Raw genomic sequence first — 17585 nt, forward strand, 5'->3', positions numbered from 1 at the left:
CGCTCGCGCGCCTGGTCAATAGGTCGCCAACTTCACCCGCAGCAACTGGGTCGCGCTGGTGAAGTTCAGGCCGTAGTCGGTCTGGTCGCCGTTCCAGCGGCGCAGGAACCGCCACTGGCCGTCGGCGCCGTAGCTGCCCTCGTCCACGTACTCGTAGATCTGGCGCGCGGCCACGGCCGGGTCGGCGGCCACGATCTCCACGCGCGCATGGATGCCGGTGACCAGGAACTCGTCCGGGCCGAGCTGCACGATCAGTGCGGCGCCCACCGGCTCGGGGTTGCCCGGCGGCTCGCCCTGGAACCAGAACTGCGGCACGCCGTAGGTGACCACGGCGTTCCAGCGATCGTCGAGCCGGAACCGCTGCACTGGCTCGCCGGGCTGCTCGGCGGTGCCGTGCACGCGTCCCTCGAAGCTGGCCTGGGCCACCACCCGCGCCGCCGGCGCCACCAGCCGGTAATTGAGCGCGAACGGTTCCAGCGTCTCCGGATTCATCGCCTTGGCGCCCAGCGGCCAGTTGGAATAGCGGGTGTAGTCGATGCCGAACGGCGACCAGCCGATGGCCTGGTGCCCGAGCGCGGAGAAGAAATAGCGCGCGTACTCGGCGCGGTTGCCGGTCTCGGCCACGAACAGCGGGTTGTCCGGGCGCGCGTAGCGGTCCAGCACCGTGGTGTAGTGGCTGTACTCGGGCATGTAGATGTCCGGCGCCAGCAGGTCGATGTGCGGCGCGGCGGCCTTGTACACGTCCAGCACGTTGTCGGTCGGCCCGCCGCTGGCGTACTGCCCCGGCTGGCCCGGATTGAACGGGCCGCGCAGCGCGGCGTTGATGTACATCGGCAGCGGGTACTCGGCCTTGCCGGCCTCGGCGACCTGGTCGATGAAGCGGGCGATGTGCCAGGCGTGGAAGAACTCGTCGGCGTCGGCGCCGAACACCTCGCGCCAGGTGCCCGGCCGCTTGCCAAGCTTCTCCACGAGGGCCTGCGGAACCTGGCCTTCGAACGCCTGCTGCGCCAGCGGCGAGAAGTCGCGCACGCTGCCGTAGGTACCCGGCTCGTTCTGCGGCTGGACCATGATCACCGTGCGCTGCGGATCGACGGCCCTGAGGTGGCGCATCAGCTGGACGAAGGCCTTGCGGTCGGCCTCCAGCGTCGCCGGCGCGTGCGGCGACAGCGAGTTGAGCGTGCGCCTGTCGGCGGTTACCACCCGCGGGAAGCGCTCGTTGTCCAGCTTCACCCACTTCGGCGCGTAGTGCGGGGCGTTGTTCTTCCAGGTGGCGAACCACAGCAGGACCAGGCGCACCTCGCGTTCGCGCGCCTGCGCCAGCAGCTCGTCCACGAACGAGAAATCGAACTTCCCCTCCTCCGGTTCGATCTGCTCCCACGCCACCGGCACCATCACCGTGTTCGGCTTCACGACCTCGATCGCCGGCCATACGTGCTGCAAGGCCCAGGGCCAGTTGCTGGAATTGTTCACCTGGGCGCCCAGGATGAGGAACGGTTCGCCGTCGACCAGCAGCGCGTGGCGGCCGTCGCGGGTGACGATGGCGGGGATCGGCGCTTCGGCGGTCGCCTGCGCATGCTTCGCCGGCCTGGCCACCGTCGGCGCCGCGCCCGCATCGGCCGTGGCGTCCGCTGCATCCTCACGCGCGCCGCAGGCGGCCAGCAGCAACGCCAGCGCCACTCCGGCCAGCGCGCGACTGGCACGCATGCCGGCCATTCCCGCTCCATTCCGCATCGCCTGCTCCTCCGGCCGCTTCGCGACCTTCATGCTCACCACGTCTGCGTCCGGAACGGCGACGCGGGCAAGCCGTCCTGTCCCACCAGGTCGGCCTCGCCCGGATCGTCCTTCCAGGCGTAGCGCGCCATCACCGGCTGCTCCACCTTCGCGCTGCGCAGGACCACGGTAGCGCCCTCGATCCGCGCTTCCGCAGGATGGAAGCGTCCGTCCTTGCCGGCGACCTCGAAGCCACGCGGCGTAGTGCCGCCACCGCGGGTCGCGAGCACGCCGCCGGCGGCATCGAACTCCAGCTCCAGTTCCCGGCCCCGCGCGCGCGCCGCGCGGAATGCTGGACCGCTGTGCACCAGGTCGTGCTCGCCATAGGCGACGCGCCGCGCGCCCAGCGCCAGGCGATGGCCGACCGTACGCTTGTCCCGCGGGTGGATGTCGTGGGTGTCGCCGACGTCGATGCTCACCGCCTGCGCGGTGGCCGGCAGCGCCAGCGCCGCCGACTGCGATTCGCGCAGCGTGGCCCAGGGGCTGTCCGCGACCGTGCCGTCCGCGCGCAGCCGGTCGTCGCCGGAATGGAAGGCCGCCAGCTGCACCCACAGGAACGGCATCGCCGGCGACTGCCAGGCGCCGCGCCAGCCCCCGATCATCGCCTTGAACTGGTCGCGGTAACGGAAGGCCGCATCGTCGTGGGCATTGGCCTCGCCCTGGTACCAGATCACGCCCGCCAGCGGATACGGCTGCAGCGGGTGGATCATCGCGTTGTACAGCAGGGTCTCGATCTGGTTCTTGCCCTCGTCGGCGGACACGGCAACCGTTGCGGTGCGGAAGCGCCAGCCCTCCAGCGCGCGGCGCTGGCCACCGGCGGTCTCGAGGAAGACCTCGCCCGGGGCACCGGCGATGCCGCCACCACCGCCGGTGTCCTCGACCCGCACCGCGACGGTGTTGCGGCCCGGCTCCAGCGCGGCGGCGGGCACGCGGTATACGCGCGGCACGTTGTAGGCATTGGTGGTCGCGCCGACGCGCTGGCCGTTGACCCAGGCCACGTCGCTGTCGTCGATCTGGCCCAGGCCCAGGGTCACGCCCGCGGCGGCCTCGGCATCGCTCAAGTCGAAGTGCGCGCGGTACCAGGCCACGCCGTCCATGCCGGCATAGCCTTCGGCTTCCCACAGCGCCGGCACGGTGATCGGCGCCCAGTCCGCGTCGTCCAGTCCCGCGGCGGCGAAGGCTTCCGAAGCCGGATCCACCGCTGGCCACCGGGCCACGTGCTCGCGGGTGGCCGCCTCGGTGCGGGCATCGGCGGCGCGGCGTTCGGCCATCCGCGCTTCCAGCGCCGCCGCATCCAGCCCGAGCATCGAAGCGTCCATCCACGCCTCGATCGCGCTGCCACCCCAGGTGCTGTCGATGATGCCCACCGGCACGCCGAGCACCTGGCGCAGTTCGCGGGCGAAGGCGTAGCCCACCGCCGAAAACCCGCCGACGTGTTGCGGGGTGGCGGCCAGCCACTGCCCGCCGGCCAGCTGCGTCTGCGGCGTGGCCGCCCAGGACTTGGGGACCTTGAAGTGGCGCAGCAGCGGATCGTTGGCGCCGGCGATGTCCTCGGCCGCGTGCAGGCTGCTGGCCACCGGCCATTCCATGTTCGACTGGCCGGAGGCCAGCCACACCTCGCCGACCAGCACGTCGGCGATGCGGCGCAGTTCGCCACCGGCGCGCACCACCAGCACGTGCGGACCGCCCGCCGGCTGCGCCGGCAGCTGCAGCGACCAGCGTCCGTCGGCACCGGCCACGGTGCTGCCGCGGTTGCCCGCGAACTCGACTTCCACCTGCGCGCCCGGCGCCGCATGTCCCCAGACCGGCAGCGGGCGGCCGCGCTGCAGCACCGCGCCGTCGGAGAACAGCAGCGGCAGCTCCAGCGTGGCGGCTGTCGCCGCCAGCATCGGCGCCAGCCAGGCCAGGACCAGCATGAGGACACGTCGCTTCATCGTGCAGGTTCTCCGTAGATGACGCCGCGGCCGCCGGTGGCCAGGTAGACGCGCCCGGATACGCGGGCATCGCCGGTGAGCATGCGCAGGCTGCCGAAGCGGTGTTGCGGATCGTCGATGCGCAGCCAGCTCCGGCCACCGTCGTCCGAGCGGAACAGGCCGTCGATGCCGTCGACCACGCCAGCCAGGAACAGCGCCGGCACCTCGTTCCCCGGCGCCGGTGCGCCCAGGCCGGCGGCATGGACCACTTCGACGCCAGGGATCCGTTCGAGGTCGTCCCCGCTCCAGCGCAGGATGCCACGATCGCCGGAAACGACATGGACCAGGCCGCGCGTCTCCGGCGCAGGCAGCAGGTCGACGCGGTAGCGCGCATCGACCGCGCCGGTACTGGCGCCCGCGCGGTGGAAGCTCTCGCCACCGTCCTCGCTGAGGTAGAGGCCACCGTCGGCGGGGTCGAGCGCATACCAGCGCGCTGCGTCGACCCGATCGGCGGCGACCACCGCGCCGCGCGGCAGGCCGTCCACGCGTTGCCAGTGGCGTCCCGCGTCGACCGTCAGCCAGTGCGGGCCGCCGCGCGCATGCCAGACCACGCGCGCGCCGTCGGCCGACATCGCCACCGCGATGCGCCCTTCGCCGGTGGTCGCCGGCGGCTCCTGCGCGAACGCGGTCCAGCTGCGGCCGCCGTCGCGCGACTGCGCCACCCGCACCACCGCCGGATCCGGATGGTGCAGGTGGCCGGCGCGCACCAGGTGCAGCGGTTCGCGGCCGGCGTAGTCCAGGCCTTCGGTGTTGCTGTAGCGCGGGCCGGTGAACTGGGTGGTGGTGCGCTCCAGGTCGTCGTGGCGGAAGCCGTCGATGTCGCCCAGGCCGCTGACCAGCGGCGCGCCCTGCGTGGTGCTGAGCAGGTCCAGCGGAACGGTTTCCTCCAGCCCGGCATCGTCGAACACCCAGTGCACGGTACCGCCGCGGTCCAGCGCGCGCATGTCGCGCGAGGCCCACACCCCGTAGCCGGTGACGAACAGCACCCGGTCCGGATCGTGCGGGTCGATCTCGATGTCGGCCATCCAGTGCGGCGTGGCCTGCGCGGTCCACGGCGAGGCGGTGTGGTCGAACGCCGACGCGGCCAGGACCGGCGTCCAGTGGCGGCCGCCGTCGGTGCTGCGGTAGACCTCGTCGTGCGGCTTCCAGCGGCGGAAGGTGGTGGCCACGATCACGTCGGGATCGGATGCGTCCACCGCCACCGCGCCCCAGCCGAAGCCGTCGCCCTCGCCGTCGCTGGACTGCGGCGCCGGGGTGATCTCGGTCCAGCGGCCGCTGGCCGGCGACCAGCGCCACACCGCGCCGTCGTTCATCCGGTCCGGGCCGGGCTCGTCGCCGTAGCTGAGCAGGAAGTCGCCGCGCGCGTCGCGGACCATGTGGTTGGGGCGCAGCCCGGTCGGCTGGCCTTCCACCGGCGACCAGGTGCGGCCACCATCGCGGGAGCGGAACAGACCGCTCTGCCGGCTGGAGACGCCGGCGTACAGCACCGGGGTCGGCGAACCCGGCGTTCCGCTGGCCGGATCGAACACCACGAACACGATGCCGATCGCCTGGCGGCGGCCGGCGTGGTCCACCGCGGCGGCCGATTCCGCCGTCGCCAGTGCCGGAAAGCCCTCCACGCGCTGCCAGCTGGCGCCATGGTCGGCGCTGCGCCACAGGCCGTGCGCACGCGTGCCGAGGAACAGCACCCGGCCGTCGCCCGGATCCACCGCCAGGCGCTCGCCGTTGCCGCGCCCCAGCTCGTTGCCGCCCAGCTTGAACGGCAGGTCGGTGCGCTCGAAGCTTGCGCCGCGGTCGACCGAGCGCAGGATCGCGCCATTGCCGGCGCGCTCGTGGGTATAGGTGCCGGCCGCCAGGTACACCCGGCGCGGATCGGCAGGGTCCAGCGCCAGGCTTTCGATGCCGGTGAGGTTGGCCTCGGCCGGGCCGAGCCAGTCGGTCAGCGGGATCCAGCGCCCGCTTGCCGCGTCGCGGCGGTAGGCGCCGCCGACGTCGGTGCGGGCGTACAGCAGCCCCGGCTCGGAAGGGTGGAACACCAGCCCGGTGACGAACCCGCCGCCGCCGATGGCGACGTTGCGCCACCGGTAGAGGACCTGGTCCTGTCCGGCGCCGGTCGCGGGCGCCATGCAGGCCAGCAGGAGCACGATGAGGACGGACGCCGGGTGGAGCCTGTGCATCGGGTTCTCTGTTCGTGGAGCGCGCCCGCCATCGGGCCGGTCGCGCTCCCTGGAGCCGGTGGAGCCGGCGGCGGGAGGGAAGCGGCGCTCCCCTCCCCCGCTGCGGTCAGAACGTCAGGCGCAGCGTCGCCGCGTAGCGACGGTCGTTGAGGTACCAGGAGGTGACCCGGCTGCCGGCCCCGTTCTGGTCCATGATCGTGCGCTGCTCGGCGTCGTTGAGGTTGTTCATCTCCAGGCCCAGCTGCACGTGGTCGCTGAGGCGGTAGAAGATCGAAACGTCCAGCTGGCCGTAGTCGTCGCTGTACACCGGCAGCTTCCAGACGATGCCGTTGTTGTCGCCGTTGTAGCCGTTCGGGCCGACCGACAGCAGGTACTTGCTGCGCCAGTTGTAGGCCAGGCGGATCTGCCAGGGGCCCTTCTCGTAGAACACGGCCACGTTGTAGGCGTTCTTCGACAGGCCGTCGGCCGGCAGGTCGTCGAACAGCGAGCCGTCGGTGTCCACCGGCACCACGTCGATGTTGTCCGGCACCTCGGTCGAACTGTCGATGTAGGTGTAGTTGGCCGACATGCCCAACCCGTCGAACGGCGCCGGCAGGAAGTCGAAGAACTGGTTCCAGCCGACCTCCGCGCCGCGGACGGTGGCCGTGCCGACGTTGACCGGGCGGCTGATCAGGTAGTCGTAGCTGTTGCCGTCGGCGCCCGGGAACGACACCACCTCGGTCTGGCGGCGGAAGTAGTCCTTGATGTCCTTGTAGAACAGGTTGATCCAGGCCATGCCGCCGTGCTCCGGATCGAAGTACCACTCCGCCGACAGGTCGAACTGGTTGGCCTTCATCGGCTCCAGGTACGGGTTGTCGTACGAGCTTCCGGTCAGGGTCAGGCAGGCGGGCGTCACCACGCTGGTGCCGTCGCAGCTGTTGCCGGCATCGTCGAAGTCGCGGATGCCGACCTGCAGCTCCTGGTAGGCCTGCATGTCGCTGAAGTTCGGGCGGGCGATAGCCTTGGACGCGGCGAAGCGGAAGATCAGGTTCTCCACCGCCTCCCAGCGCATGTTCAGGCTGGGCAGCACGTCGGTGTAGGAGTTGGAAGCGGTGATCGGCTCCGATTCGCCCGCGCCCAGGTAGGGCGCGCGGAACTCGTCCGGGAAGACCAGGAAGCCCTTGGCCGAGTTCTCGGTGCGCACCACGCGCACGCCGACGTTGCCGTCGAAGGCCACGTCGTCCAGGCCGAAGCTGAGCATCAGGTAGCCGCCGGTGGTGTCTTCCTCCTGGTCGTTGATGTGCTGCGGGCCCGGCAGCGTCGGCTCGTACGGCGGCGGGTTGTCCAGGTAGTACGGCTGGGCCGCGTCGTGGATGGCCTGGTAGCTGGCCGGGAAGCCCAGCGCGGTGGACAGCACCGGCGCGTAGAAGCCGCCGGGCGTGTTGGCCTTGCCGCGGTAGAAGTTGTTGAACGTGTTGAGGTGGGTGAGGCTGGAATTGATCTGGTCGTTGAGGTCCAGGCCCGGCAGCGGCTGGTCGCCCGGCAGGCGCCACCACTGCATCCACGGCTGGATCACCGCCACCCAGTTGTAGCCGGTGTCGATGCTGGTAGCCTCGCGCCGGGTCAGGCGCACGCCGCCCTTGATCGAACGGATGAAGCCGCTGTCGAAGCTGTACTTCAGGTCGGCGCGCCAGGCTAGCTGCTCGGCCTCGTTGTCGTCCTGGTGGTCCATGGTGAACCCCCAGTAGTAGTTGTCGGGGTTCGTGGTGAACTGCTGGTCCACGCCGATCGACGGCAGCCCGCCGCCCAGGTCGACGTCGATGTACGGCATGCGCAGGCCCAGCGCCACGGTGGAGTCGAGACTCTTCGTGTCGGCCTTGATGTACTGCACGTCGGTGGACAGGTCGACGCGGTCGTTGACCGTCCAGCGCAGGCCGGCGGAGAAGTCGGTGGTCTTCGAGCGGCGGTTGGAGGCGCGGATGTCGGTGCCCATCGGCACGCCGCCGGGCTGGGAGATGCGGCCGGAGCGGACGACGTTGCCGTCCAGCTGGTACGGCTGGCTGGGGTCGAGGAACACCTGGGTCGGGTCGTTGTCGACGAAGATCGCGTCCTCGTTCCACAGCTCGTTGTAGCTGCTCTGGAACGCGGTGGCGACGACCTCGACGTCGTCGTTCGGACGCCACTGCATGGCCAGGTAGGCGCCGCTGCGCTCGCGGTCGTAGTTCAGCGTGCGCCAGTCGGCGCCGCGCGGCACCCACAACGCGTCGTTGCTGCCGTCGCCGTCGACGTCGGAGTTGCTGTTGAGGAAGAACGGGCGCACGAACATGCCGTCGGTGCGCGTGGCCAGGTCGGAACGGGCCAGGTCGACCAGGATGCCGAAGTCGCCGGCGCCGGTGTTCCAGCGGTTGCTGTACAGCACCGAGGCCGACGGGCTGGTCTTCCTGGCGAAGTCGCCGCGGTTGAGGCTGAAGCTGGCGGCCAGCTTCTCGGCCTCGAAGTCGAACGGCAGGCGGGTGCGCAGGTCGACGGTGCCGCCCAGGCCGCCTTCGATCATCTCGGCGGTCTGGTTCTTGTAAACGTCCACGCCGGCGAGCAGTTCCGACGGCACGTCCTGGAAGCTGAGGCCGCGGCCGCCGGAGGCGGAGAAGCTGTCGCGGCCATTGAGTTCGGAGCGGACCTGGGTCAGGCCGCGCACCTGCACGCCGTTGCCCTCGGCCGAGAAGTGCTCCGGGTCGCCCACGGCCAGGAAGCGGTCGATGGTCACGCCCGGGATGCGCGACAGGGTTTCGGTGACGCTGCGGTCCGGCAGCGCCCCGATGTCCTGGGCGGTGACCGAGTCGACGAAGGTGTCCGCGTCGCGCTTGATGTCCTGCGCGCGCATCACGCTGGCGCGGATGCCCTGGACCTGCACGGTCTCCAGTTCGACGGCTTCGGGGGCGGGGGCGGCCTGCTCCTCCTGCGTCTCCTGGGCACAGAGCACCCCGCCAGGCAGGGCCAGGGCGATGCCCAGGGCCAGGGTGGAGCGGACCAGACGGACAGGCAGGCGCGACGTGGCGCCGGCGGCGGCGCGGACGGGGTATTTCGACATCACAGTTCCCTCCCAGGACACTGACGACCGAAAACTTCGCTTTGTTGGGCCGGCAGGGCCGGCAGGGTTTCGCCAGCGCTGTCATTCGCGGAGGAAGGACTGGAACGCGCGGCCGGATACACCCTCGGCCGGCACGATAGGCAGCTGCCGCCGCCCAAAGCCAATGAAGATTTGCGCCCGAGCTATACCCGAGCGGAATACCACACCGGTAAACCTATGGTTTTCCAAGCTTCCGGGCGGGTCGCGCGGTGTGACAGCGGCCACGCCCTGGCCAGGGTCGCGCCCCCGGCGGACCGGAGGAAACGGGAGCCCGCGCGGCTCCCCGACCGCGCGGGCCCCCTGCCGCACCCTCCTACCAGCTGGCGCGCAGCACCAGCGAGTAGCGACGGTCGTTCTCGAACCAGGCGCGCTTGTACAGCGTCTCGTCGATGAACCCGTCGCGACGGTAGCCACGCGGCCCCATCAGCAGCCTGGTGGTGCTGTTGGTGAGGTTGTTGGCCTGCAGGCCCAGCTGGATGTTCGAGTTGATGTTGAAGAAGATCGAACCGTCCAGCTGGCCGTAGTCATCGTTCCACACCGGCTGGCGCATCGCCGGCATCACGTCGCTGGAAGTCAGCAGGTAACGCGAACGCCAGTTGTAGGCCAGGCGCAGCGAGACCGGGCCGCGCTCGTAGATGCCCATCACGTTGTAGCTGCGGCGCGACAGGCCTTCCAGCGGCAGCTCGACCGGGACTTCCGCCGGCGTGCCGTCGGGGATGCTGACGTCGGCATTGGTGCCGCCGGAGCTGTCCACGAAGGTGTAGTTGGCCTGCACGCCGAAGCCCGGCAGGAAGTCGAAGAACTGCGAGTAGCCCACCTCGAAACCGCGGATCTTGCCTTCGTCCAGGTTGCGGGTGCGGGTCATCACGTACTCGCGGCCGTCAGCCAGGATCTCCGAGCCCACCGAGGTCGCGAAGTAGTCCTTGACGTCCTTGGCGAACACGGTGATGTAGGCGCTGTTGGCCGGGCCGAAGTACCACTCCAGTGCGGTGTCGAACTGGTTGGCGCGCATCGGCTTCAGCTCGGGGTTGCCGCCGCTGCCGCTGTAGCTCAGGTCGTCGAAGCCGCACATTTCCTCGCGCAGGCCGTCACGGCGGGCGGTGGCGCAACCGGCCGCATTCGCGCTCAACGTCACCCAGTTCTGCATCAGGCGGAACTCCGGACGCGCGATGGCCCTGGACGCAGCGAAACGCCACTGCAGGCCGTGGTCGAAGCGCACGCGGAGGTTCAGGCTGGGCAGTACGTCGGTGTACGAACTGCGGGTCGTGTTCTCGAAGTACTGGCCGTAGAACGCCTCGCGCACCTCCGGCAGCACGTCGTCCAGGTACGCGCCGGTCATGTCGGGCATCAGGCCGCCGCCGACGGACTCGACGCTGGTCTTGACCACGCGCACGCCGACGTTGCCGTCCACCGGCAGGCCGTTGGCGCTGTTGTCGAAGTACAGGATGCCGTAGGCGGCCTGGGTGCGTTCTTCCTGGCTGTTGACCGCGTCGGGCGTGTACTCGACCGGGGTCCACTGCGCGCCGGGAATGGTCGCCAGCGTGTCGCGGACCTTGGCGATGTCGACGAAGCTGTCGGCCGCGGCCCAGAACTGGGTCGGGACGTTGGCCTTGCCGCGGAAGAAGTCCTTCAGCGTGTACAGCTGCGACTGGTCGCTGTAGAACTGGTCGATCCACGCCACCGGCGGACGGGTCGGATCCGGGTTCTGGATGCGGTTCCAGTCGTCGGAGATCACCCGCCAGTTGTAGGTGGTGTAGAAGCTGGTGTACTCGCGGTCGGCCAGGCGGACGCCAAAGCGGGCCATGCGCCACCAGTCGCTGTCGAAGCTGTACTCGAAGTCCAGGCGCGCGGCGCGCTCTGTGCCTTCGTTGTCGGCCAGGTGATCCATGGCCGAACGCCAGAAGTAGTTCTGCTGCTGCAGCGGGAAGCTCGGGTCGTCCAGGGTGACCGACGGGTACTTGCCGGTCAGGTCCAGGGTGATGCCTTCCATCAGGGTCGAGGTGTGGACTGAGAAGTCCACCTGGTCGCTCTCGGCCTTCACGTACTGGAAGTCGGCCCGCATGATCAGCTTGTCGGTCATGTAGTGCCGGATGCTGGTCGACCAGTCGGTGGTCTGCGAGCTCTGCACGTTGTAGCGGTTGCCCACGGCGAACTGGATGCCCGGGCCCTGGTACATGCCGTTGGAGTCGTCGCCCGGCTGGCCGCGCCAGCCGCCCAGGCGGATCGAGCCCTTCAGGAAGCGGCCGTTCTCGTCGTACAGGAAGCGGGTGCCCGGCATCGGGATGAGGCGGTTGGTGCGGTCGGCCAGGCCGTCGCCGCCGTCGTAGGCGTTACCGAAGTAGTCCGGGTCGCCGTTCCAGTTGTCGGTGTTGTTGGCCTCGCCGGCGCCGGCGTACTCCATGAAGTGCTCGCGCCAGCTCATGTCGTACCTGGAGGTGATGACCTGGGTCGAGACCTCGGTGTCGTCGCTCGGGCGCCACTGGAACGCGATGGCGCCGCCCTGGCGCTTGCGCTCGAAGTCGGTGCGGCGCCAGTTCACGCCACCGGGGACGAACACGTGGTCGCGGTCGGTGCCTTCCAGCAGCAGGTCGCGCTGGCTGTCGGCGGACACCCACGCCTCCTGCTCCCAGTCGTAGACCCAGCCTGCGCCGTCGGGCAGGCCTTCGGGCTGTTCGGCCGGGGTGCGGCCGCGGCGGGAGAACGGCTGGATCTGGATGCCGTCGGACTGGGTGGCCAGCTCGGAGTACGAGGCGTTGACCAGGAAGCCCATCTCGCCCACGCCGGTCTGCCAGCGGTCGGAGAACAGGAACGAGGCCGAGGGACGCGCGTCCTTGGCCTTGTCGCCATAGTTGACGTCGACGCTGCCGGCGATCTTGCGACCCGGCTCGTCGAACGGCTTGCGGGTGCGCAGGTTGACCGTGCCGCCCAGGCCGCCTTCGATGATCTCGGCCGAGGGGTTCTTGTACACGTCCACGCCCGCCATCAGCTCGGACGGGATCTCCTCGAAGCTCAGGCCGCGGCCGCCATTGGCGCTGAACACGTCGCGACCGTTGAGCTCGCCGCGGACGAAGGTCAGGCCGCGGATCATCACGCCGCTGCCTTCGGCGGAGAAGTGGTCGGTATCGTCACGCGCCGCGAAACCGGTGACGGTCACGCCGGAGACGCGCTTGAGGGTCTCGGTGACGCTGCGGTCGGGCAGCGCGCCGATGTCCTCGGCGGTGACCGAGTCGATGATCTGTTCGGCGTCCTGCTTGATGTCCTGCGCGCGCATCAGGCTGCCGCGCAGGCCTTTCACCTCGACGGTCTCGAGCTCGACGGCGTCGTTGGCGGGAGCGGGATCGGCCGCCGCCTGGGCCTGGGCCTGCAGGGCGACGGATGACAGCGCCAGGGCGATCCCCAGCGCCAGCATGCATCGGTTGGTACGGAAAGACGCGTACGGCATGGCGCCGCCGCGGGCGGCACGAAGGTGTTGCCTCGACATTGCAGTTCCCCTCCCAGAGACCTGTAAACGAACGTCCAGCTTGTTTAGGTTGTGGACGGCGGCCGTGCGTGAGCTCCCAGGCCGGACCGTCATCACAAAGGTAGCGCTAACATTCCCAAAAATGAAGCACTTCGTGCCCCCCTTGGTCGGGAGGCACGGCTGCATCGGGGGAACCCCGAGGAAAAGCTCAGTGGCCGCCGGCGGGATACAGCTCCCGGGCCGTGGCGCGCAGCGCTTCGAGCATCTTTTCCGCGGCCGGCGACAGCTGGTGCCCGCGGCGGCGGACGATGCCGAACGATTCCATGCTTACCCCGAGTTCGAGCGGCAGCACCGCCAGTTGCTGCGCCTGCACATACGGCGCCACCGCCTCCACCGGCAAAGCGGTCAGCAGGTCGCTGGAACGCAGCAGGTTGATCGTCACCGGCAGCGAGGAAGTTTCGACGGTGTTGCGCGAGCCCACCAGGCCACGCTCCAGGAACATGGTCTCCAGGCGCGCGCGCAGCACGCTGTCCGGCGGCGGCAGGATCCAGCCATATTCCTCCAGGTCCGCGTGCGAGAGCGCAGCGCGGGCGGCCAGCGGATGTCCAGCGCGCACCACCACCGAATGCGGCTCGTCGGCCAGCGGTTCGAACACCAGCTCGGCGCCGTCCTCCGGATCCATGATCCGGCCAATCACCAGGTCCAGCTGGCCGTCCAGCAGCTTGGCCACCAGCGGACGGCTGTAGTCCATCTCGATCCGCACCAGGATGTCCGGGTGCTGGCGCTTGACCGCGGCCACCGCCTGCGGGACCAGGTTGGTGCCGGGATTGACCACGGTGCCGATCGAAGCCTGGCCCATGCGGCCGTCGCGCAGCGCGGCGATCTCCTCTTGGGCGCGACCGATCTCCAGCAGGGCGCTGCGCGCGCGCCGTATCAGCACCTGGCCGTACCAGGTCGGCGCCACCCCGCGGGCGTGGCGCTCGAACAGCGGCACGCCGAGCAGGCCCTCCATCTCGGCCAGCAGCTTCGATGCCGCCGGCTGGGTCATGCGCGCCGCCTCGGCCGCGCGCAGCACCGAGCCCTGCTCGTCCAGGTGCATCAGCAGGAGCAGGTGCCGCGTCTTCAGGCGCGACGGATTGGACCAGTGCGCATGGTTGATCGGCTTTGCCATCTCCCCCTCCGGAGATCTATTCATCCCGGGAATAGATTACGGCGAAAATTTCATTTGCCCAACATAGCTGCCCGCGCGAGGCTACCGCCGCCCGTATTCACCCCTGTCCCGCCACGCCGGCGCTGCAGGGATCCGCCTGGGAGGAGGCCATGACTGGTTCCAGTACCGCGGGGCGTGGACCGGAATCCGTGTCCGCTCCACCGGCCCGCACGACGCCGCGCCCCGCGGGCGCGCCCGCCCATGGCTGATCCCCTGGCGCCGCCCGCCGGCGGCTCCCCTGCGCGCCTGCCGTTCCGGCTGCCGCTGATCGCGATCCTGCGCGGCATCGGCGCCGGCGAAGCCAGCGCGCACGTCGGCGCGCTGGTCGAGGAGGGCTACGACGCGATCGAGATCCCGCTCAATTCGCCGCAGTGGGAGCAAGGCATCGCCGCGTGCGTGCGCGAACATGGCGATCGCGCCTGGATCGGCGGCGGCACCGTGCTGCGCCCGGCCGAGGTGGACACGCTGCAGGAACTCGGCGCGCGCTTCATCGTCACCCCGAACACCCACCCGCCGCTGATCCGCCACGCGGTAGCGGCCGGCCTGCAGGTGATTGCCGGCTTCGCCACCGCCAGCGAGGCCTTCGCCGCGCTCGACGCCGGCGCGCAGATGCTCAAGCTGTTCCCCGCCGCCACCTACGGCCCGGGCCACGTGCGCGCGCTGCGCGCGGTGCTGCCGCCGGTGCCGCTGTTCGTGGTCGGCGGCGTGGGCCCGGACACGCTGGGCGACTACCTCGCCGCCGGCAGCGACGGCGCGGGCATCGGTGGCGAGCTCTACCGCCCGGGCCAGGACATCGGAACCACGCGCGCCAACGCGCGCCGGTTCCGCCAGGCCTTATCCGCCTCGTCGACGAAGGACACTCGATGAAGATCAGCCGCCTCACCACCTGGCACGCCGCGCCGCGCTGGCTGTTCCTCAAGGTCGAGACCGACGAGGGCATCAGCGGCTGGGGCGAGCCGGTCGTCGAGGGGCGCGCCCGCACCGTCGAGGCGGCGGTGCACGAACTGGCGGAGTACCTGGTCGGGCGCGATCCAGCGCGGATCAACGACCTGTGGCAGACCCTGTACCGCGGCGGGTTCTACCGCGGCGGCCCGGTGCTGATGAGCGCCATCGCCGGCATCGACCAGGCGCTGTGGGACATCAAGGGCAAGGCGCTGGGCGTGCCGGTGTACGAGCTGCTCGGCGGCCTGGTGCGCGACCGCATGAAGACCTACCGCTGGGTCGGCGGCGACCGCCCGGCCGAGCTGGTCGAGCACATCCGCGGCTACCGCGAGCTGGGCTTCGACACCTTCAAGTTCAACGGCACCGAGGAATTGCGGATGGTCGACAGCCCGCGCGCGGTCGACGCGGCGCTGGCGCGGGTGGCCGCGGTGCGCGAGGCCTTCGGCGACAGCGTCGACTTCGGCATCGACTTCCACGGCCGCGTCGCCGCGCCGATGGCGCGCGTGCTGCTGCGCGAACTGGAACCGTACCGGCCCCTGTTCGTCGAGGAACCGGTGCTGCCGGAACAGGCCGAGTACTACCCGCGCCTGGCCGCGGCCACCCCGATCCCGCTGGCCGCCGGCGAGCGCATGTACTCGCGCTTCGAGTTCAAGCGCGTGCTCGAGGCCGGCGGCCTGTCGATCCTGCAGCCGGACCTGTCGCACGCCGGCGGCATCACCGAATGCGTCAGGATCGCGGCGATGGCCGAGGCCTGCGACGTGGCCCTGGCGCCGCACTGCCCGCTCGGCCCGGTGGCGCTGGCCGCCTGCCTGCAGGTGGACTTCGTCGCCCACAACGCGGTGCTGCAGGAACAGAGCATCGGCATCCACTACAACCAGGGCGCCGACCTGCTCGACTACGTCCTCAACAAGGAGGACTTCGCCTGCGTCGGCGGCGACATCGCCGCCCTGCCGCGCCCCGGCCTGGGCGTGGAGATCGACGAGGACCGCCTGCGCCACGCCCACGCCAACCCGCCGGACTGGCGCAACCCGGTCTGGCGCCATGCGGACGGCAGCGTCGCGGAATGGTAGAAAGGCGGCGATGGAGCCCGCCGAACCCATGGCCCGACTGGTCGTCCCCTCACGCTGCGCGCATGGCGAGGGGGTGCTGTGGTCCGAGCGCCGCGCGCTGGTGCTGTGGGTCGACATCGACGGTTCGCGGCTGTGGATGCACGCCCCGGCCAGCGGCGTCTCGCGCTGCTGGGTGCTGCCCGACCGGCCCTGCTGCATGGCCCTGGCCACCGACGGCTCGCTGCTGCTGGCCCTGGCGAAATCGCTGCAGCGCGCGGACCTGGACGCGGCGCTGCGCGGGCACGGCGAACTGCCGCTCCGGCACCTCGCCGACGTGCAGGCCGACGAACCGCGTACCCGCAGCAACGACGGCCGCGCCGACCGCCATGGCAACTTCGTGTTCGGCACGATGGACGAATCGGCGGACAAGTCCGCGATCGGGACGTTCTACCAGTACTCGGCGCACCACGGCCTGCGCCTCCTGCCGCTGCCGCCCAGCGCGATCCCGAACTCGATCTGCTTCTCGCCCGACGGCCGCACCCTGTACTGGTGCGATTCGATACAGCCGGTGATCCTGGCCTGCGACTACGATCCCGACGCCGCGCAGGTCGGCCCTTCGCGCCAGTTCGCCCGCGTCGACCTGGACGGCGCCGCGCCCGACGGTTCCTGCATCGACGCCGAGGGCGCGCTGTGGAACGCGCAATGGGGCGGCGCCCGCGTGGTGCGTTACCGCGCCGACGGCAGCACCGACTGCATCGTGCCGATGCCGGTGCCGCAGCCGTCGTGCTGCGCCATCGGCGGCGAGGCGCTCGATACGCTCTACGTGATCACCTCGCCGCAGGGCCTCGACGCCAGCGCGCGCGCGGCGGCACCGGAATCGGGCAGCCTTTACGCGGTGCCGCTCTGGCGCCGCCTGGGCCTGCCCGAAAGCCGGGTGGTGCTGCCGTGATCGCGGTCGACTGGGGCGGCAGCAGCCTGCGCGCCTACCGCCTGGCCGACGACGGCAGCGTGCTCGAGCGGCGCCGCAGCGACGAAGGCGCACTGTCCTGCCAAGGCCGCTTCGGCCGCGTCCTCGCCGGCCTGATTGACGGCTGGAACGATCCGCTGGTGGTGATGGCTGGCATGGTCGGCGCGCGCGGCGGCTGGATCGAGGTTCCGTACGTGCGCTGCCCGGCCGACGTCGGCGCGCTGGCCGCCGGCATGCTCCGCCTGGACGCGTCCGCCGAGGCGCCGGGCCTGGCCGGGCGCGCGCTGTGGTGCGTGCCCGGGATGGCCGACCGCAGCACCGCCGCCGGCGACGTGATGCGCGGCGAGGAGACCCAGGTCGTTGGCCTGGAACCGGCGCTGGGCCCGGGCATGCACACGGTCTGCCTGCCGGGCACGCACAGCAAGTGGGTGCAGGTGCGCGACGGCGCCATCGTGCGCCTGTCCACCGCGCTGACCGGCGAGCTTTACGCGCTGCTGCGCACGCACAGCATCCTCGGCCGCAGCATGCCCCCGGGCGAGCCGCCCCTGGATCCGGCCGCGTTCGACGCCGGCCTGGCCTGCAGCGCCGATCCGGCCGGCGGGCTGCTGCACGACCTGTTCGGCGTGCGCACCGCCTCGCTGTTCAACCGCTTCCCGGCTGCGGCCCTGCCCTCCTACCTGTCGGGCCTGCTCATCGGCCACGAACTGCAGGCGGCGCTGGCCGGCCTGCCCGCGCCGGTGCACCTGGTCGGCAACGAGGCCCTGGCGGAGCGCTACGCCCACGCGCTGCAGGCGCGCGGGGTCGAAGTCCTGCGCCATCCGGAGGAGCTGGCCGCGGCGGGGATCCATCGCCTGGCGCGGGCCCGCGGCCTGGCCTGATTGTCCCGGCGGGCACGGCGGGCGGCCGCTGGCTTAGAATATGCAGCCAGTTC

10 protein-coding genes are annotated in these 17585 nt (G+C 70.8%); 4 read left to right on the forward strand and 6 right to left on the reverse strand.

Going from position 1 to position 17585, the window contains the following annotated elements; all coding sequences use genetic code 11:
* Positions 1 to 15: 15 nt before the first annotated feature.
* The 6 genes from PSEJ35_RS0101045 to PSEJ35_RS0101070 form a co-directional block, all read right to left on the reverse strand.
* Positions 16 to 1713: a DUF5597 domain-containing protein gene (locus PSEJ35_RS0101045; RefSeq protein ID WP_156924691.1), complete on the reverse strand. Its 1698-nt coding sequence runs from the start codon at positions 1711 to 1713 to the stop codon at positions 16 to 18.
* A 53-nt stretch (positions 1714 to 1766) separates the two neighbouring features.
* The gene (locus PSEJ35_RS0101050) at positions 1767 to 3704 is read right to left on the reverse strand and encodes a sialate O-acetylesterase (RefSeq protein WP_028916163.1); all 1938 of its coding nucleotides are present in this window, start codon (positions 3702 to 3704) and stop codon (positions 1767 to 1769) included.
* Complete coding sequence (locus PSEJ35_RS15035; protein WP_037081981.1) at positions 3701 to 5920, reverse strand: cellulase; 2220 nt, start codon at positions 5918 to 5920, stop codon at positions 3701 to 3703. The genes PSEJ35_RS0101050 and PSEJ35_RS15035 overlap by 4 nt, the downstream gene beginning before the upstream one ends.
* Before the next feature lie 106 nt (positions 5921 to 6026).
* Positions 6027 to 8987 (reverse strand): TonB-dependent receptor, encoded by a 2961-nt coding sequence (locus PSEJ35_RS0101060; RefSeq protein WP_028916164.1) that lies wholly within the window; start codon positions 8985 to 8987, stop codon positions 6027 to 6029.
* 352 nt (positions 8988 to 9339) lie between these two features.
* A complete protein-coding gene (locus PSEJ35_RS0101065) occupies positions 9340 to 12435 on the reverse strand; it encodes a TonB-dependent receptor (protein WP_037081985.1) in 3096 nt (1031 codons plus the stop codon).
* Positions 12436 to 12694: 259 nt separating this feature from the next.
* Positions 12695 to 13657 (reverse strand): LysR substrate-binding domain-containing protein, encoded by a 963-nt coding sequence (locus tag PSEJ35_RS0101070; protein ID WP_028916166.1) that lies wholly within the window; start codon positions 13655 to 13657, stop codon positions 12695 to 12697.
* Positions 13658 to 13897: 240 nt separating this feature from the next.
* Between PSEJ35_RS0101070 and PSEJ35_RS0101075 the strand changes: the two genes are divergently transcribed.
* The 4 genes from PSEJ35_RS0101075 to PSEJ35_RS0101090 are packed head-to-tail and all read left to right on the forward strand — an operon-like array spanning position 13898 to position 17532.
* Positions 13898 to 14563, forward strand: coding sequence for a 2-dehydro-3-deoxy-6-phosphogalactonate aldolase (locus tag PSEJ35_RS0101075; protein WP_037081988.1), 666 nt, complete (start codon positions 13898 to 13900; stop codon positions 14561 to 14563).
* Positions 14560 to 15708, forward strand: a complete 1149-nt coding sequence (dgoD, locus tag PSEJ35_RS0101080; protein ID WP_028916168.1) for a galactonate dehydratase — start codon at positions 14560 to 14562, stop codon at positions 15706 to 15708. Before PSEJ35_RS0101075 ends, dgoD begins: the two co-directional genes overlap by 4 nt.
* Before the next feature lie 28 nt (positions 15709 to 15736).
* Positions 15737 to 16636: an SMP-30/gluconolactonase/LRE family protein gene (locus PSEJ35_RS0101085; RefSeq protein ID WP_232207550.1), complete on the forward strand. Its 900-nt coding sequence runs from the start codon at positions 15737 to 15739 to the stop codon at positions 16634 to 16636.
* On the forward strand, positions 16633 to 17532 hold the full coding sequence (locus tag PSEJ35_RS0101090) for a 2-dehydro-3-deoxygalactonokinase (RefSeq protein WP_028916170.1): 900 nt from the start codon (positions 16633 to 16635) through the stop codon (positions 17530 to 17532). The genes PSEJ35_RS0101085 and PSEJ35_RS0101090 overlap by 4 nt, the downstream gene beginning before the upstream one ends.
* The last annotated feature ends 53 nt before the right edge of the window (positions 17533 to 17585 follow it).

The sequence above is a fragment of the Pseudoxanthomonas sp. J35 genome, assembly GCF_000513995.1.
Lineage (GTDB): Bacteria > Pseudomonadota > Gammaproteobacteria > Xanthomonadales > Xanthomonadaceae > Pseudoxanthomonas.